Below are 21,019 nucleotides of genomic sequence, written 5' to 3' on the forward strand. Positions count from 1 at the left end.
GGAGGGCATCATGATTTCGCAGAAATTGCATTCGCTTCGGTCCAAGCTGCTTGTGCTGTACTTCATCATCCTGATGATTCCGATGGTTGTTATCGTGTATGTGATGCCCTCCTATTTCTACAACGTCATTACCGAACGGACCTCGAAGCAGACAGAGACCATTTTGGAGTCGCTGTCGAAAAATATGGAAACGTATCTCGATGATCTGGTGCGGCTGACCATTACCCCCTATTTGAGCGATGAGGTGATGAACGCGCTTAAATTAAAAGCGAGCTCCCGCTACAGCACCGTGGACGATTATACGAAGCTGCTGTCGGAACGCGCGCTGCGCAACGGCTTGCCGAACTTGATGCGCAATCTGCGCAGCGATATTCTTGGCATCGTGCTGCTGCCGTTGGACGGTTCGACCTATATGCTCCCCTCCTCGCAAGGAGGACAGATTACCGAAAATTATTCCTTCCGGACTCAATCCTGGTACCAAAAGGCGGTCGAGGCCGACGGCAAGACCGTCTTCATTAGTCCGCATCCGCGCTATTACGTGACGAACCCGACCGTATCGCATGCGTTCTCCGTCGCCCGGCTGATCCAGGATCCGGACTCGCGGCAGCCGTTGGCCGTGCTGATGGCGGACGCGGATCTATCCATTATCAATCATCTGGTCAAGGACATTGAATTCGACGTGTCTTCGATTGTCAGCATCTATGACCAGGACAATCAATTAATCTTCTCCAATCATCCGCTGTCGGAGGAGATCCAGCTTCAAGCGGTGCAGCCGGGCAACATGGTGCAGGGCGAGCGCGACTCGTATGTCAAGATCGCCAAGCAGATGAACAGCTCGGACTGGAGCATCGTCGTGCTGCTGTCCAAGACGGAATTAATGAACAATATCCGCTGGTTCTATATCGTCGGCGGCTTGTTCGCCATTGCCGGAATCGCGGCGACGTTCCTGCTGTTCAAGCTGCTGTCGCACTGGATCATCAACCCGTATCATAAGCTGCTCTCCGCGATGAACCGGTTTCGGCGCGGAGACTGGCAGTCGCGCATCGAGGTGAGGAACGGGACGGGAGAAATTCATGAGCTGTCGCTCGCCTATAACACGATGGCCGATCAAATCAGCGACATGGTCAAGCGCGAATATATCGCCAAGCTGCAGTTGAAGGAAGCGGAATATCGTGCGCTGCAGTCGCAGATTCAGCCGCATTTTCTCTACAATACGTTAAATGGATTTATCGGCCTGAACCGGATGAACAAGCGGGATGTGCTCGAAGAAGCCATCGTCTCGCTCAGCCGGATGCTGCGGTATACGCTGGAGGACCGGCCCAAGAGCACGCTTCGGGAGGAGTTCCTTTTTTTGCAGCGCTATTGCGAGCTGCAGCAGCTGCGCTTCGGGAACAAGTTCACGTTCCGTATCGAACATGACGAGGCCGTCGGAGATGCCATGATCCCGAAGCTGCTGCTGCAGCCGCTCGTTGAGAACGCCATCATTCATGGCATCGAGCCGCTCAGGCGCCCGGCCTTCCTGCAAGTGCAGGCCATGGAGGTATCGGTCGACGGGGAGCCATGGCTCGCGATCGCGATGAAGGATACCGGGAAGGGCTTCGATGAAGAAGCCGTCCGGCCGAATGCGGTCGGACTGGCCAATACGAAGGAACGGTTGCGCCTCCTCTATCCGTCGGCAGCCTTTGCCGTTCAGAGCGCGGTAGACGAGGGCACGAGCATTACGATTCAAATCCGCAAGGAAGAAGTGAGTGCATGAAGATTCTCATTGCCGATGATGAATATTTGGTACGCATGACACTGGTGAGCATGATTCAGGAGATGCCGCACCCGTTCGACATATGCGGGGAAGCGGAGAGCGGAGAGGATCTGCTCGAACTGCTGCCGGACGGCAAGCCCGACATCGTGCTGCTCGATCTGAGAATGCCGGAAATGGGCGGACTGGAAGCGATGCGCATCGGGAAAGCTCTTTCCCCATCGACGCAGTGGATTATTTTGACCGGATTCTCAGACTTCGACAGCGCACGCGAATCGGTCAAGCTGGGAGCGGCCGATTACTTGCTGAAGCCGTCCAGCTCCAAGGAATTGGAGCAGGCGCTGCTGCGGGTCGCCGGGATCGTGCGGGAGCAGCGGAGCCTGCTCCATAAGCAGTTCGAGAGCAACTTGAACGCAGCCTTCTCGGGCTGGGTCGATCCTCACTTGTCATGCCACGATCCGTTTATCGAGCAGGCGCAATATATGGGCATCTCGTTCGCGATCGACAGCAGCCTGAAGGAGCAGGAGAAAGCCTTCCATCAGCAGTACTTCTCCCGGCTGCGCCTGAAGATGGAAGCGGCCGTGTCCGAATCCTTCTATTCGGCGCTGTTCCTTCTCCCGCATGGCCATATGGCTCTTATCGGCGCCTGGCTGCCGGAGCGGGAGCAGGAAGGAAGCCGCGCGATGCGCAGGCTGCTGCGGGAGCTGGAGCAAGAGGCGCAGACAGGCAGCGGCCCGTTGGCGGCCGTGACCGTGACGCTGTTCTCTACGGGAATATGCGCCTCGCTGCAGGATCTGCGGCATGAATTGAACGAATGTGCCCGGTTCGCTCCCTTGCGCGTCACAAGAGGGATTGGCAGGCATTGGAGCAAGGAACAGCTGATCGGGCCGCACGCCGCCGGTCTGGCCGAATTCAGCCGGCTGTGGCTCGATCTGAACGCGGCCTATCAGGGCCATCACTACTTGTCCTATATGAAGACCGCCGATCGGCTGTGGCAGCTGTTCCATGCGGAGCATGTGCCCGCCTGCTCCCCGTCCGTCGCGCAATCGATTGAGGCGTATGTATCCGTCACGATGAACCTGCGGATTGACATTCGGAGCGAAAATTGGCTCGAAGATCTTCACGAGGCTGGAGACAGCCTGCTGCAGCACCATGCTTCCAAGGATTGCGGCTCCACGATGATCGAACAGGTCATCGCCTATTTGGAGCTGCATTATGCGAGCGAGATTACGTTAACGGAGCTGGCGCGGGATTTTCATGTCACGCCCAATTATTTGAGCACGTTATTTCATCAGACAACCGGAACGACATTCGTGAAATATGTGACGCGGCTGCGTATGATGCGAGCGAAGCAGCTGCTGGCCGACCCGTCGCTGCAGGTGCAGCAGGTTGCCGAGCAAGTCGGCTATTTCAGCACAAGACACTTTACGAAGTGCTTTTTCGAATTCGAGGGATGCTCTCCCTCCGAATATAAGAAGAAGCGGAAGCGGCAACATTTGCAGTAAGCGCAAGGACATACAAAATATGGCAATACCGAGAAGACGGCCAGTGTCCGGCAGGATTCCTGTTCCTGTTCCTTATGGAAAAAGCGGACAAGCCATTTACGTCACGGAGGGATAACGTTGAAGATTGATTACAACGAGGCGGAGCAGCTCTTTCACCTGCAGACGCCGAACACAAGCTACATGATGCAAGTGGTGAAGGGCGGCTATCTCGCCCATATCTATTGGGGGCGCAAGCTGAGAGGATTGCACGCCCTGGAGCGAATCCCTTATGTGGAGCGATGCTCGTTCCATCCGAATCCGGAGCCGCTAGACCGCTCGTTCTCGCCCGATACGCTCCCCCAAGAGCTGCCGGGGTATGGCTGCGGGGATTTCCGCCACCCCGCCTATGAAGCGCAGCAGGCCCATGGGGGGACGGCGTCCGAGCTGATGTACCGGCGCCATGCGATTGTCAGCGGGAAGCCCGCTCTGGAAGGGCTGCCAGCGACCTATGCCGAATCGGATGAAGAAGCGATGACGCTCGAGATCGAGCTGGAGGATGCGGCCACGGGTCTGCAAGCGATACTGCGGTATACCGTATTCGCGGAGCATGACGCCATTGCGCGTTCCGTCTGCTACCGGAATGCCGGCGGTGCAGCGATGAGACTGCAGCGGGCGCTCAGCATGAGCGTCGATTTCCCGCATGCGGAGTTCGACCTGCTCCGCTTGCCGGGCGCCTGGGCGCGCGAGCGCCATATCGAGCGGCACCCGCTGGCGGCCGGTATGCAATCGGTCGAGAGCCGCCGCGGTTCAAGCAGCCATCAGCACAATCCGTTCATGGCGCTGCTGGCGCGGGGAGCGGATGAAGAGCACGGCGAAGTGTACGGCTTCAGCCTCGTCTACAGCGGAAGCTTCCTGGCTCAGGCGGAAGTCGATCAATTCCGTTCGACGCGCGTATCGATGGGATTGAATCCGTTCGACTTCGAATGGCTGCTGGAGCCGGGCGAATCGTTCCAGACGCCGGAAGCGGTCATGGTCTATTCGGCCGCCGGGCTGGGCGGGATGTCCCGGACCTATCACCGGCTGTACCGCACCCGGCTCTGCCGCGGCCGATACCGCGATCGGGAGCGGCCGGTGCTCGTCAACAATTGGGAAGCCACCTATTTCGACTTCACCGCCGGCAAAATCGAAGCGTTGGCCGGCTGCGCCGCTGAACTGGGAATCGAGCTGCTCGTGCTGGACGACGGCTGGTTCGGGAAGCGGAATGATGACCGCAGCTCTCTGGGCGACTGGTTCGTGAACACGGAGAAGCTGCCTGGCGGACTGGCGGATGTCGCGAATCGGGTCAATGCGAAGGGGGTTCAGTTCGGCCTCTGGTTCGAGCCGGAAATGATCTCCCCGGACAGCGAGCTGTACCGTGCCCATCCGGATTGGTGCCTGCATGTCCCCGAGCGGAGACGGACGCAGGCCCGCTCGCAGCTTATACTGGATTTCTCCCGCGAGGACGTGTGCCGCGCCGTCGCGGACATGCTCACTGGTATTTTGTCGAGTGCCCCGATCGCCTATGTCAAATGGGATATGAACCGCAACATGACCGAGATCGGCTCGGCCGCCCTGCCGCCCGAGCGGCAGCGGGAGACGGCGCACCGCTACATGCTGGGCGTATACCGCGTCATGGAGCAGGTGACCTCCGCCTTCCCGGAGGTGCTGTTCGAGAGCTGCTCCGGCGGCGGCGGCCGCTTCGACCCGGGGATGCTCTTCTACATGCCGCAGACATGGACAAGCGACAACACCGATGCCATCGAGCGCCTCAAGATTCAATACGGCACCAGCCTCGTCTATCCGGTCAGCGCTATGGGGGCGCATGTGTCGGCCGTCCCTAACCATCAGATCGGGCGCATTGCCTCCCTGGAGATGAGAGGACATGTGGCCATGTCGGGGAACCTCGGCTATGAGCTCGACCTGACGAAGTTCACGGAGGCAGAGAAGACCGAGGTCAAGGAGCAGGTGGCATTCTACAAATCGGTGCGCGCCCTCGTGCAGCATGGGGACATGTACCGCCTCTCCAGTCCGTTCACGAGCCCCGTGACGGCATGGATGTTCGTCTCCGCGGATCGCAAGGAGGCGCTGCTCGGCCATTTCCGCGTGCTCGCCGAACCCAACCCGGCGATCGGCCGCATCAAGCTGCGAGGTCTATGTCCGGATGCGATGTACCGCTTGGAACAGACCGGCCGCATTTACGGCGGTGATGAACTCATGTACGCAGGAATTCATGTGCCGCAGATGGAGCATGATTTCTGCAGCATCCTGTACCGTTTTACCGCTGTGTAAGTGATAGTTCGCCGTCTTTGCCCTCAACGGCAAAGGCGGCGGTTCCGTTTGGCCCTCCTTCCGTTAAGGCCGGTTCCTTCCCTTTGGGCCGCTTCTTTCCATTTGTCCCACCCATCCAAGTAGTTCCTTCCAACCTGTCTTGTCTTTTATGGTAAAATACAGAGAGACTAAATGAACAGAACAGGAGTAAGCCCATGTTAGCCATCATCTATGACCTGGAAATGACCGTTAAGCGCAAAAAAGGAGAATTCGCGGAGATTATCGAGATCGGTGCGGTAAAAGTGGCGGAGCAGGACGGCAAGGCCGCGATCGTCGACACGTTCCAAGCCTTCGTCAAGCCGACGCTCTCCCCCAAGCTGTCGCTGGATACGGTCAAGTTCACGGGCATCCGCCAGGAAGACGTCAACGCTTCTCCCGTCCTTCAGGATGTGCTGGATCAATTCGTCGCCTGGATCGATACCGAGGATTACGCGCTCTGCTCCTGGGGACCGGACGACAAAGCCCAATTCCTCAAGGAATGCCGCATGAAGCGCATCCCGCTCCACTGGCTGCGCAATCACAACAATTTGCAGAAGCCGGTGTCTCAGGTCATGAACCGGGGAAGCCACCAGCAGGTCGGACTGAAGACGGCGCTGGACACGCTACAGGTTCCGTTCGTCGGCACGCAGCACCGGGCGCTCGATGACGCATACAATACAGCGCTCATCTATATCCATATGATCGATCATATTCAGCTTCAACGGAATGAAGTTCAGGAGCATCCGAGCTACGAGAGCGCGGTGGTCTATCGGGACGAGCCGGAAGACGATACGGACGCGAACCCGTTCGCGGCGCTCGCCCGGCTGCAGCTTCCGAAGGAGTGAGCCGGGTACGGGCGTCCGAACGAGTACTTGGCGGCGTAACGGGACTGTTCCGCCCCCGCCCTGCTATCTGCTCCTTGCACGCCGCTTGTCGCTGATCCAGGCGAACGGAATGCCCAACAGGAGCAGCCAGCAGGAGATGACGAAGGTACGGCTGAAGGCACGGGTTGCCGCTCCCCGGTAGTCATCCTCCACCTGTCCCAGCAGCCGCTTCACTTCCTGCATCTGGCCGTCCAGATGCTCCGCGAAGACCTTCCGCTGCTCCGGCGGAAGCTCGGCGGCGGCGCGTGCCGCCTGCTCCTCGATCCCGGCAAGCGCCGTCTCGGCTGACAGCTTCGGCGATGCCATGTTCGCGGCCGGAGCGGGAGCTGCCAGCTTCTCCGACAGCTGCTCCTTGAGTGCGTCATCGAGCACCGTGTCCGCTCGCAGCGTATCGGCCGCGAGCATCCGCGCCCCTTCCAATTCCTCCGTCATATTGGACTGCAACATCGTGACGATCAAAGCGACGCCGAGCGCACTGCCCAGCGCTTTGGTCATATTGACGACCCCGGACGATATGCCGACCTTCTCTTCCGGCACATGGCGAACAGAGGAGGCCATGACCGGCACGATCGTCATCCCCATCCCGAATCCTGCCAACGCCAGCCGGGCCACGACGTCCATCTCGGTCGACTGGGGCTCCAGACTGCCAAGCCAATAGGCGGCTGCCCCCATCATCGTAAGCCCCGCCACCGCGAACAAGCGGCTGCCGAAGCGATTGGACAGCGGTCCTACGACTGATGAAGAGAGCATCGAGCCCAAGGCGACGACCGACAGCAAGAGGCCGGCCCGCAGCTCGGACATCTCCATCATTCGCGTCAGGAAGAACGACGTTAAGAAAAAAATCATCATCAATCCGGCGCCGACGATAAGCATCGTAATCGCCGCCCCGTTGAACGCCCTGATTCGAAGCATGCTAAGCGGCAGCATCGGTTCCTTCCCCTTCCACTCCGCGACAAAAAAGAGCGCCAGCAGCAAGCCTCCCCCGCCGAGCAGCAGCACAATCTGCAGAGAATCCCAACCATACTCATTCACTTGGATCAGGCCGTACGTAAGACAGAACATCGCAGCGGTGATAGCGAGCGTCCCGGCATAGTCGATGCGCCGGCCGGAAGTCGGGTCATAGGACTCCTTAATGAAGACAAGCGTCAATAACATGCAGACGATGCCAAGCGGCACATTCACATAGAAGATCCACTGCCAATTCAGCTTCTCCGTCAAAATTCCGCCAAGCGCCGGCCCGCTGGCGGCAGCCAAGCCCGAGATCGCGCCCCAGATGCCAATGATCATGCCATGCATCTCCTTCGGGAACAGATTCATCGCCATCGGCACTGTCACCGGCACGATAATGGCTCCCGCCAAGCCTTGAACGACCCGCATCGCAATCAGCATCCCCGCGTTCGGCGCAAGTCCGGCGAACAGCGAGGCCAGCGTGAACAGCAGCACCCCCGCCAGAAATACTTTCTTCCTTCCGAATTGGTCGGCCAAGCGGGCCGCCGTCATGATGAAGACGGCGAACGCAAGATTATATCCGTTCACTACCCATGATATTTGCCCGACTGACCCGCCGAAATACCGCGTCATCTCTGGCAGCGCGACATTGACGATAGTCGTGTCGAGCAAGGCGATAAAAAATCCGAGAATAATCGCAATAAAAGAAACCGTTCTTCGTAGAGCAAGATTCATCCGCCTTCCACTCCTTTGCTTCAAATATGAACTATAGTTCACTTTTTGAATTATATGAACTTTAGTTCATGTTTGTCAACGATAAATTTGAACTTGAGTTCACATTTCATTGACAGAGCGGGACACTTCCTCTACAATCAACTACAATCGTTACCATGAAGGAGGGAGCGGCTTCGTGAGTGTGAGCAAGGGGAAGCAGACCACCCGCACACCGAGTCAGGAGCGGAGCATACGAACGAGAGAAGCGATTTTGCAGGCATCGATGCGCCTCTTCTCCGAGAAAGGCTTTCATCAGACGAATACGAAGCAGATTGCGGCGGCAGCCGGCGTGTCGACAGGCAGCTTTTATGCGTACTTTGCCGACAAGCGGGAAGTGTTCGTAGAAGCGCTGAAGCGGTATAATCAACATTTTATGGACATGTTCCATGCCTCGTTGGAGGAAGTCGATTTACAGAACAGCGGTGTGCGGCCGGGCATTGCCCATGTCGTGGACAGCCTGATTCGAAGCCACGAGGTCTATACTGAATTCCACAATGAACTGGAAGTCATGTATCAATCCGATACGGAAATTAAGCAGTTGATGGATGAGCAGTACGAGATAGGCCGGAGGCTTACATTGGAGTATTTGAATCTGACACGGGACCAATTGCGCGTGACGGATATCGAAGCGGCATCGTTTATCGTATTCGAGACGCTGGACAGGCTCGTGGACACGATCGTGTTCTCCGCGCTGCCCGTCTCGCCCGAGCGGATCAAGGCCGAGACCATCGACATGATTGCGGCTTATTTGCTCGGCGTGAAGGAGTAGGGCTTGCCCGTTCCCGTTACACGTTCTCCGGGCACAGCAAGAACCGCCCTGCATCAGCCGGACGGTTCCTTGTCTCCGGGACGGATGTCCCGCATATTTCAGCTATCTTTACGCGTTATTGAATTCGTCCGGATTCGGACCAACGCGCTTATCCTGATTCAATCCGTTGATATCGGCCATTTCTTCTTCCGTAAGCTCGAAGTTGAATACGTCGAAGTTTTCCCGGATGCGCGATGGGGTGACCGATTTCGGAATGACAATGTTGCCCTTCTGCAAATGCCAGCGAATCACCGTCTGTGCAGGCGTCTTCCCATGCCGGCCCGCAATCGCCCCGATCGTATCGTTCGTCAAAATATCGCCGCCCTGCATGAGCGGGCTCCAGGCCTCCAACATAATCTCGTTGCGCGCGCAGAATTCCCGCAGCTCGTTCTGAGCCAGGCGCGGGTGGCATTCCACCTGGTTGACGGCCGGCTTCACGCTGCACTCCTGCAAAATCCGCTCCAGATGCGGAATATGGAAGTTCGATACGCCAATCGCCCGCACGCGGCCGTCGGCATACAATTTTTCCAACGCTTTGTATGTATCGACATACTTATCGTTCGCAGGCACCGGCCAATGAATCAGATACAGGTCGACATAGTCAGTGCCCAGCTTGTTCAGACTGGCATCGAACGCCCGCAGCGTCTCGTCGTAGCCTTGATCGGAATTCCATACTTTGGTCGTCAGGAAAATATCTTCGCGCTTCACGCCGGACTCGCGCATTCCCTCGCCTACGCCTTCTTCATTCTGATAGATCGCTGCCGTATCAATGAGGCGGTAGCCAGTCTCCAGCGCCGTCTTGACCGATTCTTTGACTTGCTGCCCTTCTTCTACGCGCCATACTCCCAGGCCAAGCTGCGGCATGCGCACACCATTATTCAAAGTAACGATCACGTTAACAACCTCCTCATTTCGTAAAAATGATTTCTGCAGATACTGCGCGATGGCGCTCTCTCTATCTAGTATAGCCCCATTTCGCGCCCCAAATCAAACGCCGCTGCCGATTCCCCGAACGGCGCCGCATTCCACCGATCCGTCCTGCCTGACCCCCGGACAAGCCTGCGCAGAAGAATAGCCGCATCCATTGGAAGCGGCCTGGACTCACGATTACGCCTCATCCTCCACGCGTGGCGTGAAGCCCGGATATTGATAGTTCAACGGCTCATCGAAGGTCGCATAATCGAAATTGACCATCAGCATAACGATGCGCTGCCCTGTATTCGGGTCGCTGATGATGATATGATCGCGTCCCGCTGCCTCCAGCCTGCCGCGGAACACCTTCGCGTTCCATTGGGAGTTGTTCTCGTAGGTCATGTAGAAGGTGCCGATTTTGCCCAAGTTCAGCCGGAAAATGTTTTCGATGTAGGACTGCTCGAACAACTGGGGCGGCCTCGGCACGACCGTTCCGGTCGGCGTCATCGGGCTGCCGCTTGGCATCGGCGGCGGAACGGCAGCGCCCTGCACCTGCTGCGGCACCTGCTGCGGCATCATGTACCCGGTTGTCCCCGGGGCAGCCATGTACGGGGTCGGGGTCGGAGGGGCCATACATTTCGATCCACCCCAAGATCCGCCCCAAGATTGCGGCTGATACGCCATTGGGTTGGAAGATCCATACGTAGAATAGCTGTAGCTCATCTTGCACTCTCTCCTTATCAGCCTTTACGGCTTTTTATTTGTTGTGTTACAAGCGATGGTCATGCTGAACAGCTTCTGCAGGATGGAGACTTACCGGTACACATCCGGACAATCGTCGCCAGACGGGGCAAAGAAGCAATGGGCCTTGAACCGCCCGGAATTCGGCTGATTGTACCAGGTTCCCGGGCATTCTCCCTCCGGACGGAAGAACCACAGCGCGTAAGTAGCCGGCCAGGTACGCTCCCCGTTGATTGCCCGTCTGGCCAGTCGGATTTCGGACTCACGCGGCCTTTGATAGAAATAACTTTTCTGTGTCGACTCGAATCCTCCCGGGCTCTGAAAGACCATGTCCCTCACATTCCGCACGTCAGTAAAATCAAGACAGTCCACTAAAACACGATTCACTCCGACATTGCCAACCATCAGCATACCGAGCTCTCCTTCCCCTTCCGCTTCTGCCCGCAACAGCTGAGCCAGCAGCCTTACGTCTCCGGAGTTTGCCTTGATGACCGCCATCTTCGTCCGCTCCCCTCCTTTCTTTCGATATCCTTATCATATGTGCAGGCGCCTATTTGGTGACAGCGGATAATGACGGGGAAGCAGAAAAAACCGGCTCTCGCAAGAGCCGGTCTGGTATGACCACTATGAATCCTAAGATCCGGATACAAATCGGTTGTAATCGTTACACGGAAGCGTACAAACGTGCTACGCTTTCTTCTGCCACGCGCTTGGCGTTCTCCAGCAATTCTTCGGCACGGTCCGGAACGGCGTTCATGCCTTCCACGACAATGTTCTCATATTCCGTAATTCCGATGAATCCCATAACCGCCTTCAGATACGAATTCGCGAACTGGAACGCCTGAGCCGGTCCTTCGGAATAGAAGCCTCCGCGCGCTTCGATATGCACGACGCGTTTGCCTTGCAGCAGGCCTTGAGGGCCTTCTGCCGTATATTTGAACGTACGGCCAGCAATAATTACGTTATCGACATATGCTTTCAGCATCGTTGGATAGCTCAGGTTCCACATTGGCGTAATGAATACGATCAAGTCGGCAGCAAGGAATTGCTCCAGAATCTCGTTCATGCGGCCGAGCACTTCCGTTTGCTGCGGAGTCAGCGCTTCGCCATTCGCAGCTTTGCCCCAGCTATCCAGCACGCTGCCGTCAATGAGAGGAATCGTATCTTCATACAGGTTAACGCGTTCGATAGCAACGTCACCCTTCGCTTGCAGCGCAGCCAAATAATGTTCGCCCAGGCGGAGTCCATAGGACATTTCCGTCGGTTTTGGATTGGAATTAACAACCAATACTTTTTTCATTCTTCTTTCACCTCTGTGTTAAATTTGCTATCAATGATCGAGTTGTTGATGTTGACTCAGCACTGTCGCTCATTAAATAACATGAACTTACTTTATGTAAGTATAATAACGAATGTTACTTACGAATGTCAAGCTATATTTTTATTACGTATTTGAAAATAGAAAGGCGGCCCTAGAGAGCCGCCGTGTTATTACCCCAATTGATTCTCGGACTGAACGCTTCGCACCAGGTCCGCCGTGCTGGAAGCAGAAGCGCTGGAGGACAACGACGAAGTGATGCTTTGCGTTTGGCCGCTTGGCTGGAAGTTGCTTGGCACTACATTTTGCTGCGCGCCATGCGTTTGTGCCGTAATGCTTTGCACTTGGCCGCTTGGCTGGAAGTTGCTTGGCACTACATTTTGCTGCGCGCCATGCGTTTGTGCCGTAATGCTTTGCACTTGGCCGCTTGGCTGGAAGTTGCTTGGCACTACATTTTGCTGTGCGCCATGCGTTTGTGCCGTAATGCTTTGAGTTTGACCGCTTGGCTGGAAGTTGCTTGGCACTACATTTTGCTGTGCGCCATGCGTTTGTGCCGTAATGCTTTGCACTTGGCCGCTTGGCTGGAAGTTGCTTGGCACTACATTTTGCTGCGCGCCATGCGTTTGTGCCGTAATGCTTTGCACTTGGCCGCTTGGCTGGAAGTTGCTTGGCACTACATTTTGCTGTGCGCCATGCGTTTGTGCCGTAATGCTTTGCGTTTGACCGCTTGGCTGGAAGTTGCTTGGCACTACATTTTGCTGTGCGCCATGCGTTTGTGCCGTAATGCTTTGAGTTTGACCGCTTGGCTGGAAGTTGCTTGGCACTACATTGTGCTGCGCGCCGTGAGTTTGTGCCGTAATGCTGTGCACTTGACCGCTAGGCTGGAACGATTGGCTTGCAAACGATGGGGCTCCATAGCTATGTAAGCCGCTTGGTTGGTAAGCTCCATAGTTGGATTGAAGCCCGCTTGCAATGCCGCCGGACATGCCGTAGCCGCTCGATGGCGCATGCATTCCTTGACTGCTGAAGCGGTTGTACGCGCCTTCGTTCGCCGTGCTGCCCGATGGGCCAGAGTTGTTCCCGCTGTACGTGCTCGCTACGATGCCGCCGGATAGACCGCTGCCAGCCATGCCAGTGCTGCTCATTGGCGCATAGTGTCCTTGACCGCTGAAGCTGCTGTATGCGCCTTGATTCGCCGTGCTGCCGGACGGGCCGGAGCTATTGCCGCTATACGTGCTTGCCACGATGCCGCCGGACATACCGCTGCCAGCCATACCGTAGCTGCTCGTCGGCGCATAGCTTCCTTGACCGCTGAAGCTGCTGTATGCGCCTTGATTCGCCGTGCTGCCGGACGGGCCGGAGCTATTGCCGCTATACGTGCTTGCCACGATGCCGCCGGACATACCGCTGCCAGCCATACCGTAGCTGCTCGTCGGCGCATAGCTTCCTTGACCGCTGAAGCTGCTGTACGCGCCTTGATTCGCCGTGCTGCCGGACGGACCGGAGCTGTTGCCGCTATACGTGCTTGCCACGATGCCGCCGGACATACCGCTGCCAGCCATACCATGGCTGCTCGTTGGCGCATAGCTTCCTTGACCGCTGAAACTGCTGTATGCGCCTTGATTCGCCGTGCTGCCCGATGGGCCGGAGCTGTTGCCGCTGTACGTGCTCGCCACGATGCCGCCGGACATACCGGCTCCGGATGACGGCGCCTGACTTTGAGGTCGTAATGGTTGAAAAGTCATGCCTTAGCCTCCTTGTAGGATATGAAATGGGCCGAACCTGCGCTCAGCACTCGCCATTATTATGGATAGACAGGCAGGAGGTTTATGCATTTTCCTTTTTAAATTGTTGCTGCATGACAAAGTGAGCCTTTGGACTCTCGCGGCAATTGATTGTACAATGGATATGGCTTGTTTTTGGACTTATCGATATGTAAAGGAGCTTATCAATGTTCGAGTGGAAAAATATCTTTCGTGGAATTCTAATTGGCGCCAGCGATCTCATTCCTGGTGTCAGCGGCGGAACAATCGCTATCGTCCTCGGGATGTACGAGCGCCTGATCGCCGCCATAAGCGGGTTCTTCAGCAGGGAATGGAAAAAGCATGTAGGCTTTCTCATTCCGCTGGGGATCGGGGTCGGAGGATCGCTGCTGCTGCTCAGCCGCCTGATGAAATGGCTGTTGGCAGAGCATCCCCAGCCGACGTTCTTTTTCTTTATGGGATTAATTGTCGGCATACTGCCTTTTCTGTGGAAAGAAGCGGACGCCTCCCGATCCTTCAACGCCGTCCATTACCTATTGGCGATTGCCGCAGGGGCAGCCGTAGCGGCCACCGCTTTCCTCCGGCCCGATGGACAGGCTCCGGTTATTGAATTGACCGCATCTTCCGGCGTGTTCTTATTTATGGCGGGATGGCTCGGAAGCATGGCCATGATTCTGCCGGGCATCAGCGGCTCCTTCGTGCTGCTGCTGCTCGGCGCCTATCCGACCGCGATTCATGCGCTCTCCACCCTCGATATACCGTTGATCGCCATCATCGGGAGCGGCGTCATCGTCGGCTTTATCGTCAGCAGCAAGTTCATCCGCATGCTCCTCGCCCGCTTCCCGGCCGTGATGTATGCACTAGTCCTCGGGATGGTCGTTGGCTCGCTCGTCGTCGTATACCCGGGATTGAACGGATCGGCGATGACGCTCATCATCAGCATCGTTACGCTGGCAGCCGGATTCGCCGCGGCATTCCTTCTGGGGCAGCGCCCGACGCAAAAAATAGAACCAAAACTCACCGTCCAATAACAGAAGGCACCGGCCGCCACGGCCAGTGCCTTCTTCCGCATATATGAAGTCGATCGTAGATGATGTGATATTATTGCGCGTCGGTGTAGTGATGATATTCCGCATGCAGCGGGCGAAGGTCCAGCCACCGCTGGAAGGTTACCCCTTCCCGCTGTTCTCTGCCCAGGAGATGCTCCATGTCTTGAATGCGGACCTCGGGCAAGGATCCTCTGCTCTGACCATGCACGCTGACAGCCAGCGTCAACGTATCCGGATAGCCGGGAATCGCGGAAGACAACCGCCCTTCTATTGGCGCATTCCCGATCGGGTGTGTCCCGCGCTCGAACTTGGATGAGCCTGCGGCGTCATCGGGGCGGATCTCCACCCATACTTCCCAGCGGATATGTCCGCGGCCATTGCCGTACGGGACGCGCAGCCTTCCGCGCACATAATGATAACGGCCGTCCATGACGATCTCGCCGCCCATGAAGCGGCAGCGCTCCTCCCGCTCCCAAGGCTCGATCTCCGTCACATAGAATGGAGCCGAACAATCCGTATATACCCCGTAAGCGGGCTTCTTCTCCGGCTTGCGCAGCCGGATGCGATGGCGCCTTCTCCTCCCGGCGCCAGGCAAACTCGAGTTACCGTTCACATCATCAATCATTCTCATCTCTGTATCTCTCCCTCCACTAATAATTTACGCAGAATTTGGAAGATTGAAAGAGGGAGATTGTGAACATTTTGTAACAAAAAACAACAAAAATCAACACCATAATGTCGAACTATGTCGATTTATTTTAAAAATCAAGCCTATCAACGCTGGTGTACATGAATACCAACACTATTTTTATCATCGCTCAGATTCGCTATTAGAGTTTCTGGGCTAACATCTTTTCATTCTCCGAAATTATAATACGCTCATGCTATCCGATAAAACATTTACCGAAAAAATAGGGCAAGCTGTCTGCTGCACAGGCGCAGCATTTTTAACCTCAATAGGCTAAATTCCGAGAAAATCCTGAAAAATTACATTATTTCGCCATTTTGAAGGCTATTTATGCCTCGACGCACGGTAATTGCTGTATTTTTGCAGTAATCGTATTTTCGCAACCTCGTGTCAATGAAATTGCTGCATTCTTGCAGTATTGGTGGAGCGGATGATAGGGATAAAAACCGTAAAGAACTCCCGCGTTGCAGTATTCGCGGGAGTTCGTTCTTCAATCTGAAACCTGCAAGCCGAACGCTTGCAGGTTCCCCGCCATACCCCTATTGCTTCCATCCGCTTAGCGGTTCAACAGGCTGCCCACATAACGCAGCAGTTCGTTCGCGCAGACCGGGCAATAGCCGTGCTCCTCCATTAACCGGGCGGACACCTCGTTGATGCGCTTCAATTGATTCTCGTCCGGCGTCTTCGTCGAGGTCGTAATTTTCACGATATCCTTCAAATCAGCGAACAGCTTCTTCTCGACCGCTTCCCGCAGCCGTTCGTGACTGTTGTAATCGAACTTCCGTCCTTTGCGGGAATACGAGGATAAGCGGATTAAAATTTCCTCGCGGAACGCTTTCTTCGCATTTTCCGATACGCCGATCTGTTCCTCGATGGAGCGCATCAGCCGCTCATCCGGATCCATCTCCTCGTCGGTAAGCGGATCGCGGATTTTTTTCCAATTGCAGAAGGCTTCAATGTTATCAAGATAATTCTCGAACAGCGTCTTCGCCGACTCCTCGAAGGAGTAGACGAAGGCTTTCTGCACTTCCTTCTTCGCCAGATTGTCGTATTCCTTGCGCGCCACCGAGATGTAATTCAGGTACCGCTCCCGCTCCTCCTTCGTAATCGAAGCATGCTGATCCAGACCGTCCTTCAACGCTCGCAGCACATCCAACGCGTTGATGCATTGCAGATCCTGCTTGATTAAGGCGCTCGATATCCGGTTAATGACGTAGCGCGGGTCAACCCCCGACATCCCTTCCTCGGAAAATTCGCTCTGCATTTCCTTCAAATCATTCTCTTTATAGCCCTCAACCTCTTCACCGTCGTACATGCGCATCTTTTTGACCAGATCCATGCCCTGCTTCTTCGACTCCTTGAGCCGGGTCAGAATGGAGAAGATAGCGGCGGCCCGCAGCGCATGCGGCGAGATGTGAACATGCTTCATGTCGCTCTGGTTAATCAGCTTGGCGTATATTTTTTCTTCCTCGGACACTTTGAGATTGTACGGTATCGGCATTACGATCATGCGGGACTGAAGCGCTTCATTTTTTTTGTTGGCAATGAAGGCCTTGTACTCCGATTCGTTGGTGTGGGCCACGATCAGCTCATCCGCGCTGATCAGCGCAAATCTTCCCGCCTTGAAATTGCCCTCCTGGGTAAGCGACAACAGATTCCAGAGAAATTTCTCGTCGCATTTGAGCATCTCCTGGAACTCCATCAAGCCGCGGTTCGCCTTGTTCAACTCCCCATCGAAGCGGTAAGCCCGCGGGTCGGACTCCGATCCGAATTCCGTTATCGTCGAGAAATCGATGCTTCCGGTCAGATCCGCGATATCCTGGGACTTCGGATCGGACGGACTGAAGGTGCCGATGCCGATGCGGTTCTCCTCGGAGATCAGGACGCGTTCGACCGGTACTCGCTCGATGTCGTTCCCGTATTCGGTGCGGAGCCGCATCTGGCACGCAGGGCACAGATTGCCCTCGATGCGTACGCCCAGCTCATGCTCCACCTCAGCTCTCAGTTCATTCGGAATCAGATGCAGAGGCTCCTCATGCATCGGGCAGCCCTTGATCGCATAGACGGCTCCCTTCTCCGTGCGCGAGAATTGCTCCAAGCCCCGCTTCAGCATCGTGACCAACGTTGATTTGCCGCCGCTCACCGGACCCATCAGCAGCAGGATGCGCTTGCGCACATCAAGACGTTTGGCTGCCGAATGGAAATACTCCTCGACCAGCTTGTGAACGGCACGGTCCAGACCGAAGATTTCCTTCTCGAAGAAGGCATATCGCTTATGCCCGTCAACCTCCTCTACGCCGTGTGACGCAATCATCTCATACACGCGTGCATGAGCCGTCATCGCAGGTGTCGGATCTCGACGCAGCAATTCCACATATTCTTTAAAGGTACCGGTCCAGGCCAATCGTTCGCTCTCGGCGCGGTGCTCCGAAATCCGCTTGAAAATATCCATACTCTATACCTCCATTGCTCCCGATTTGCAACACAGCCCTTCATCGCCGCTTCGCTTCGTATACGGTATGCACGTGTCTCAACGATTGCTCATGCTTCTTACAGACTGGCCGCGCCTCGCGGGCTTTCTCGGCCCTGCTGGAGCGGATGCGTGAACAAAGTGTAATACATACTTATGCGGGCCGGACGGATTATTTGCACGATAATTTGGTAGACCAACTTGGAGAAAAGCAAGCCCGCTCCGCTCGTGTTATACTCGTGTTATCAACGATCTGCGGGTGCCAATGGCGCGGGACGCGACCGGAATATGCGGGTCGGCCAATGTTCGGATGGATGAGAGGGGTAGCGGGCATGGAAGCTTTAGACCAACATGAAGCAAAGCCGGCCAGAGCGGCGGCACGGAAGGAATCGGAGCTGTACGCTCCGTTGAAAGCATTCTTCGAAGCCAGGGGATATATCGTGCGCGGCGAGGTGCGCCATTGCGATCTGGTCGCGATGCGGACCGAGGATGAAGAGGGGCAGCAGGAACCGCCGATTATTGTAGAATTGAAGCCTTCCTTCAATCTGACGCTTGTCCTGCAGGCTCTCGAACGGCAAAAGTTGTCGCCGCAGGTGTATGTCGCTGTCGAGAAAAAAAAGGGAGGCAAAGGTCACTCCGTCTCTTCCCTGCGCCAGCTGTGCGGCAAGCTCGGTATCGGCTTCCTGCTTGTCACGTTCTACAAGCGCAAGGCCCCGTTCGTCGAGATCGTCTGTATGCCGGCCGGTTCGGAGGCCAGCTACATGGAGACACGGCCCGTGAAGACGAGAGCAGCCCGGCTCGTGCGCGAATTCAGCGCCCGCAGCGGGGATTACAATGTGGGAGGCACGACCAAGCAGCCGCTCGTGACGGCTTATCGGGAGAAGGCGCTGCGCGCGGCGCATTGCCTGGCGGACGGCCCGCTCCGGGCCGCTGCCGTACGGGACGGCAGCGGCGTCGGCGATGCGGCCGCCATCCTGCAGCGCAATTATTACGGCTGGTTCGAGCGCATCAGCCGCGGCGTCTACGCACTGACCGGAGAAGGGCGTGAGGCGCTGGAGCGGTACGCCCATGTCGTGCGCGATTGGCGCAAGCCCGAGGACGGGACGGCAGAGGTTACCGGCCTGCCGATGGCGGGCGATACATAAGAGGCCGTCCGGCTACAGTCTACTCGCCGGCATAGCGGCCGAGGAATTCGGATGCGGCTTCGCTCAGCCGCTCCATGCCCGTGCGGATCACGTCCGGCTCCGCGAAGGAGAAGTTGAGCCGCATCGTGTTGCGCTTCGGCTCTCCGGCATAGAATGGCGTTCCCGGCACGAAGGCGACGCCCTTGTCGACGGCGCAAGTCAGCAGCGTCTTGGAATCCAGTCCCTCCGGCAGTTCCACCCAGAAGAACATGCCGCCTTGCGGCTTGTTCCAGACGGAGCTGCTCCAGATGCTTCGGGACAGTTCTGCTTCCATCGTCTCCATTCTTTCCTTGTAGATAGAAGACAATTTATGGATATGATCATCGAGCTTGAACACTTCCGGCAGCAGCATCTCGCTCAAAATCAGCTGATCCAGCACACTGGTATGCAGATCAGCCGATTGCTTCGCCCGCGCCATCATGCCAATAATCTGGCGATCGGCGACCGTCCACCCGGTTCGTAATCCAGGCGCGACCGTCTTGCTGAACGTGCTTGTATAAGCGACGAGACGATGACCCGTCTCGCCCTCCAATGCAGCGATACTGGGCACGCGATCTGAAGTGAACCGCAATTCCCCATACGGGTCGTCCTCCAGGATGACCGTTCCATGCTCCCGGCACAGATTCAGCAGCGCTTGTCTCCGCTCGACGCTCCATACCCGGCCGGTCGGATTGCCGAACGTCGGAACCACATAGACGAACTTCGGCTTATGCCGCTTCAGCTTCTCCGCCGCATCCTCGGGGATCATGCCTTGGTCGTCGCTGTCCACCGGGACGATGTTCGCTTGATTCATGCCCAGCACCTGCAGGCAGGCCAGATAGGTCGGATTTTCCACAAGGACCGTATCCCCCGGATCCAGCATGGCCCGTGCGAACAGATCCAGCGCCTGTTGCGATCCGCTCGTAATCAGAATCTCATCGACAGCAGCCGGAATGTTCCGATGCGATCCGAGACGGGCTCCCAGACGCTCCCGCAATACGATCGTCCCTTCCGTCAGGCCGTATTGAAGCGCTTGCGGGCTTTGCTGCAGCACGCGATCTGCCGCATAGCGAATCGCTTCCATCGGGAAGTATTCTTCGGCTGGCAGGCCTCCTGCGAACGAGATGATCGATTTTCCTTGCGTTAATTTTAAAATATCGCGTACGGCCGAGCTTTCGACGGATGACACGCGGGTAGAGAATGAGTATTGCATTCGGCTATCGCCCTTTCCCATTTTTCAAAAATGATACACCCAATACTTGTAATATGCAATGGGATAGCAACGCAAGAACTGCGGTCTTGTCACTTGTTAGCGTATGCGTCATTATTCAAACGAACAGAGCTTTTTTTCCGCATATTGGGGGAAATCTAGTATTTTTTTGTTATTTCTATGTCTATTTTGTATGTTTTTTGCAAAATTCTATCCCCCAGTGATAGAATACATGCTAGAATAGTAAATGTTTTGACGAGATACGACTTCATTCGAGGTGATTAGACTATGCAGCCATCCACGAATTCCACTCCCGAGACTACCCGTCGCGCTCGAACGAAGACTAGCGGTTCGAATGCCAAATGGTTCCTTCTGTTCTGGGTCGTCATGATCGGGGTTGGCGTGACTGCGACCTACTTTTATAGTGATCATATGAAAAAGACCCTGCTGCAAGATTTGCAGAAGCAGACCGAAGCCCAGCTGAAGACTGTACAGCAGTCCTACGAGCAGCAGTTGGCCGACATGAACAAAAAGCTGGACGAGATGCAGAGCAAGGTGGACACGTTCAACCAGCTTCTCACCTTCACGAAGGACAATGCGTCGGATAAGACCGACAACAGCAACAAGCTGTACACCCAATTGAATGAAGTGAAGAAGCAGTTGAATGAATTGAAGAAAAAAATGGATCTTTTGAAATAGCAGTGAGGC

At 56.0% G+C, this 21,019-nt stretch carries 17 protein-coding genes; 8 read left to right on the top strand and 9 right to left on the bottom strand.

Annotated features, from left to right (window positions below; genetic code table 11):
* The first annotated feature begins 10 nt into the window (after positions 1-10).
* The 4 genes from FLT43_RS09245 to FLT43_RS09260 all read left to right on the top strand — a co-directional run bounded on the left by FLT43_RS09245 (position 11) and on the right by FLT43_RS09260 (position 6,428).
* Positions 11-1,756: a sensor histidine kinase gene (locus tag FLT43_RS09245; RefSeq protein ID WP_087445158.1), complete on the top strand. Its 1,746-nt coding sequence runs from the start codon at positions 11-13 to the stop codon at positions 1,754-1,756.
* Positions 1,753-3,258, top strand: a complete 1,506-nt coding sequence (locus FLT43_RS09250; RefSeq protein ID WP_087445157.1) for a helix-turn-helix domain-containing protein — start codon at positions 1,753-1,755, stop codon at positions 3,256-3,258. The genes FLT43_RS09245 and FLT43_RS09250 overlap by 4 nt, the downstream gene beginning before the upstream one ends.
* Positions 3,259-3,375: 117 nt before the next feature.
* Positions 3,376-5,565 carry an alpha-galactosidase gene (locus FLT43_RS09255; protein WP_087445156.1) on the top strand — a complete coding sequence of 730 codons (2,190 nt, stop codon included), beginning with the start codon at positions 3,376-3,378 and terminating at the stop codon, positions 5,563-5,565.
* A gap of 194 nt (positions 5,566-5,759) precedes the next feature.
* Positions 5,760-6,428 (top strand): 3'-5' exonuclease, encoded by a 669-nt coding sequence (locus tag FLT43_RS09260; protein ID WP_087445155.1) that lies wholly within the window; start codon positions 5,760-5,762, stop codon positions 6,426-6,428.
* Positions 6,429-6,491: 63 nt separating this feature from the next.
* Here FLT43_RS09260 and FLT43_RS09265 read toward each other — a convergent pair whose 3' ends face one another.
* A complete protein-coding gene (locus tag FLT43_RS09265; RefSeq protein ID WP_087445154.1) occupies positions 6,492-8,150 on the bottom strand; it encodes an MFS transporter in 1,659 nt (552 codons plus the stop codon).
* A gap of 175 nt (positions 8,151-8,325) precedes the next feature.
* Here FLT43_RS09265 and FLT43_RS09270 point away from each other — a divergent pair, with 175 nt between their 5' ends.
* On the top strand, positions 8,326-8,958 hold the full coding sequence (locus FLT43_RS09270) for a TetR/AcrR family transcriptional regulator (RefSeq protein WP_244194402.1): 633 nt from the start codon (positions 8,326-8,328) through the stop codon (positions 8,956-8,958).
* A 108-nt stretch (positions 8,959-9,066) separates the two neighbouring features.
* Here the strand turns inward: FLT43_RS09270 and FLT43_RS09275 are convergent, their stop codons facing one another.
* The 5 genes from FLT43_RS09275 to FLT43_RS09295 all read right to left on the bottom strand — a co-directional run bounded on the left by FLT43_RS09275 (position 9,067) and on the right by FLT43_RS09295 (position 13,713).
* On the bottom strand, positions 9,067-9,891 hold the full coding sequence (locus FLT43_RS09275; RefSeq protein WP_087445153.1) for an aldo/keto reductase: 825 nt from the start codon (positions 9,889-9,891) through the stop codon (positions 9,067-9,069).
* Positions 9,892-10,104: 213 nt separating this feature from the next.
* Positions 10,105-10,632, bottom strand: a complete 528-nt coding sequence (gene gerQ, locus FLT43_RS09280) for a spore coat protein GerQ (protein WP_373994939.1) — start codon at positions 10,630-10,632, stop codon at positions 10,105-10,107.
* Between the two features lie 90 nt (positions 10,633-10,722).
* A complete protein-coding gene (locus FLT43_RS09285) occupies positions 10,723-11,148 on the bottom strand; it encodes a cell wall hydrolase (protein ID WP_087445152.1) in 426 nt (141 codons plus the stop codon).
* 166 nt (positions 11,149-11,314) lie between these two features.
* Positions 11,315-11,950, bottom strand: a complete 636-nt coding sequence (locus FLT43_RS09290; protein WP_087445151.1) for an FMN-dependent NADH-azoreductase — start codon at positions 11,948-11,950, stop codon at positions 11,315-11,317.
* A 191-nt stretch (positions 11,951-12,141) separates the two neighbouring features.
* A complete protein-coding gene (locus tag FLT43_RS09295; protein WP_087445150.1) occupies positions 12,142-13,713 on the bottom strand; it encodes a hypothetical protein in 1,572 nt (523 codons plus the stop codon).
* Positions 13,714-13,919: 206 nt separating this feature from the next.
* Between FLT43_RS09295 and FLT43_RS09300 the strand changes: the two genes are divergently transcribed.
* A complete protein-coding gene (locus FLT43_RS09300; RefSeq protein WP_087445149.1) occupies positions 13,920-14,762 on the top strand; it encodes a DUF368 domain-containing protein in 843 nt (280 codons plus the stop codon).
* A gap of 70 nt (positions 14,763-14,832) precedes the next feature.
* Here the strand turns inward: FLT43_RS09300 and FLT43_RS09305 are convergent, their stop codons facing one another.
* Both FLT43_RS09305 and FLT43_RS09310 read right to left on the bottom strand, forming a co-directional pair.
* The gene (locus tag FLT43_RS09305; RefSeq protein ID WP_087445148.1) at positions 14,833-15,411 is read right to left on the bottom strand and encodes a DUF2199 domain-containing protein; all 579 of its coding nucleotides are present in this window, start codon (positions 15,409-15,411) and stop codon (positions 14,833-14,835) included.
* Between the two features lie 613 nt (positions 15,412-16,024).
* Positions 16,025-17,920: a PrkA family serine protein kinase gene (locus FLT43_RS09310; protein WP_087445147.1), complete on the bottom strand. Its 1,896-nt coding sequence runs from the start codon at positions 17,918-17,920 to the stop codon at positions 16,025-16,027.
* Between the two features lie 350 nt (positions 17,921-18,270).
* Here FLT43_RS09310 and FLT43_RS09315 point away from each other — a divergent pair, with 350 nt between their 5' ends.
* Positions 18,271-19,083: a DUF2161 family putative PD-(D/E)XK-type phosphodiesterase gene (locus FLT43_RS09315; protein WP_087445146.1), complete on the top strand. Its 813-nt coding sequence runs from the start codon at positions 18,271-18,273 to the stop codon at positions 19,081-19,083.
* A 19-nt stretch (positions 19,084-19,102) separates the two neighbouring features.
* Here the strand turns inward: FLT43_RS09315 and FLT43_RS09320 are convergent, their stop codons facing one another.
* Entirely contained in the window at positions 19,103-20,314 is a 1,212-nt protein-coding gene (locus FLT43_RS09320) for an aminotransferase-like domain-containing protein (protein ID WP_087445145.1), read from the bottom strand.
* A gap of 285 nt (positions 20,315-20,599) precedes the next feature.
* Between FLT43_RS09320 and FLT43_RS09325 the strand changes: the two genes are divergently transcribed.
* The gene (locus FLT43_RS09325) at positions 20,600-21,010 is read left to right on the top strand and encodes a hypothetical protein (RefSeq protein WP_087445144.1); all 411 of its coding nucleotides are present in this window, start codon (positions 20,600-20,602) and stop codon (positions 21,008-21,010) included.
* Positions 21,011-21,019: the final 9 nt, after the last annotated feature.

The sequence above is a fragment of the Paenibacillus thiaminolyticus genome (assembly GCF_007066085.1).
GTDB lineage: Bacteria > Bacillota > Bacilli > Paenibacillales > Paenibacillaceae > Paenibacillus_B > Paenibacillus_B thiaminolyticus.

Coding starts and splice junctions, on each gene's coding strand:
- FLT43_RS09245 (WP_087445158.1), top strand. CDS start 11: ATGATTTCGCAGAAATTGCATTCGCTTCGGTCCAAGCTGCTTGTGCTG.
- FLT43_RS09260 (WP_087445155.1), top strand. CDS start 5,760: ATGTTAGCCATCATCTATGACCTGGAAATGACCGTTAAGCGCAAAAAA.
- gerQ (WP_373994939.1), bottom strand. CDS start 10,632: ATGAGCTACAGCTATTCTACGTATGGATCTTCCAACCCAATGGCGTAT.
- FLT43_RS09305 (WP_087445148.1), bottom strand. CDS start 15,411: ATGAGAATGATTGATGATGTGAACGGTAACTCGAGTTTGCCTGGCGCC.
- FLT43_RS09325 (WP_087445144.1), top strand. CDS start 20,600: ATGCAGCCATCCACGAATTCCACTCCCGAGACTACCCGTCGCGCTCGA.
- FLT43_RS09310 (WP_087445147.1), bottom strand. CDS start 17,920: ATGGATATTTTCAAGCGGATTTCGGAGCACCGCGCCGAGAGCGAACGA.
- FLT43_RS09315 (WP_087445146.1), top strand. CDS start 18,271: ATGGAAGCTTTAGACCAACATGAAGCAAAGCCGGCCAGAGCGGCGGCA.
- FLT43_RS09295 (WP_087445150.1), bottom strand. CDS start 13,713: ATGACTTTTCAACCATTACGACCTCAAAGTCAGGCGCCGTCATCCGGA.
- FLT43_RS09320 (WP_087445145.1), bottom strand. CDS start 20,314: ATGCAATACTCATTCTCTACCCGCGTGTCATCCGTCGAAAGCTCGGCC.
- FLT43_RS09285 (WP_087445152.1), bottom strand. CDS start 11,148: ATGGCGGTCATCAAGGCAAACTCCGGAGACGTAAGGCTGCTGGCTCAG.
- FLT43_RS09265 (WP_087445154.1), bottom strand. CDS start 8,150: ATGAATCTTGCTCTACGAAGAACGGTTTCTTTTATTGCGATTATTCTC.
- FLT43_RS09300 (WP_087445149.1), top strand. CDS start 13,920: ATGTTCGAGTGGAAAAATATCTTTCGTGGAATTCTAATTGGCGCCAGC.
- FLT43_RS09290 (WP_087445151.1), bottom strand. CDS start 11,950: ATGAAAAAAGTATTGGTTGTTAATTCCAATCCAAAACCGACGGAAATG.
- FLT43_RS09250 (WP_087445157.1), top strand. CDS start 1,753: ATGAAGATTCTCATTGCCGATGATGAATATTTGGTACGCATGACACTG.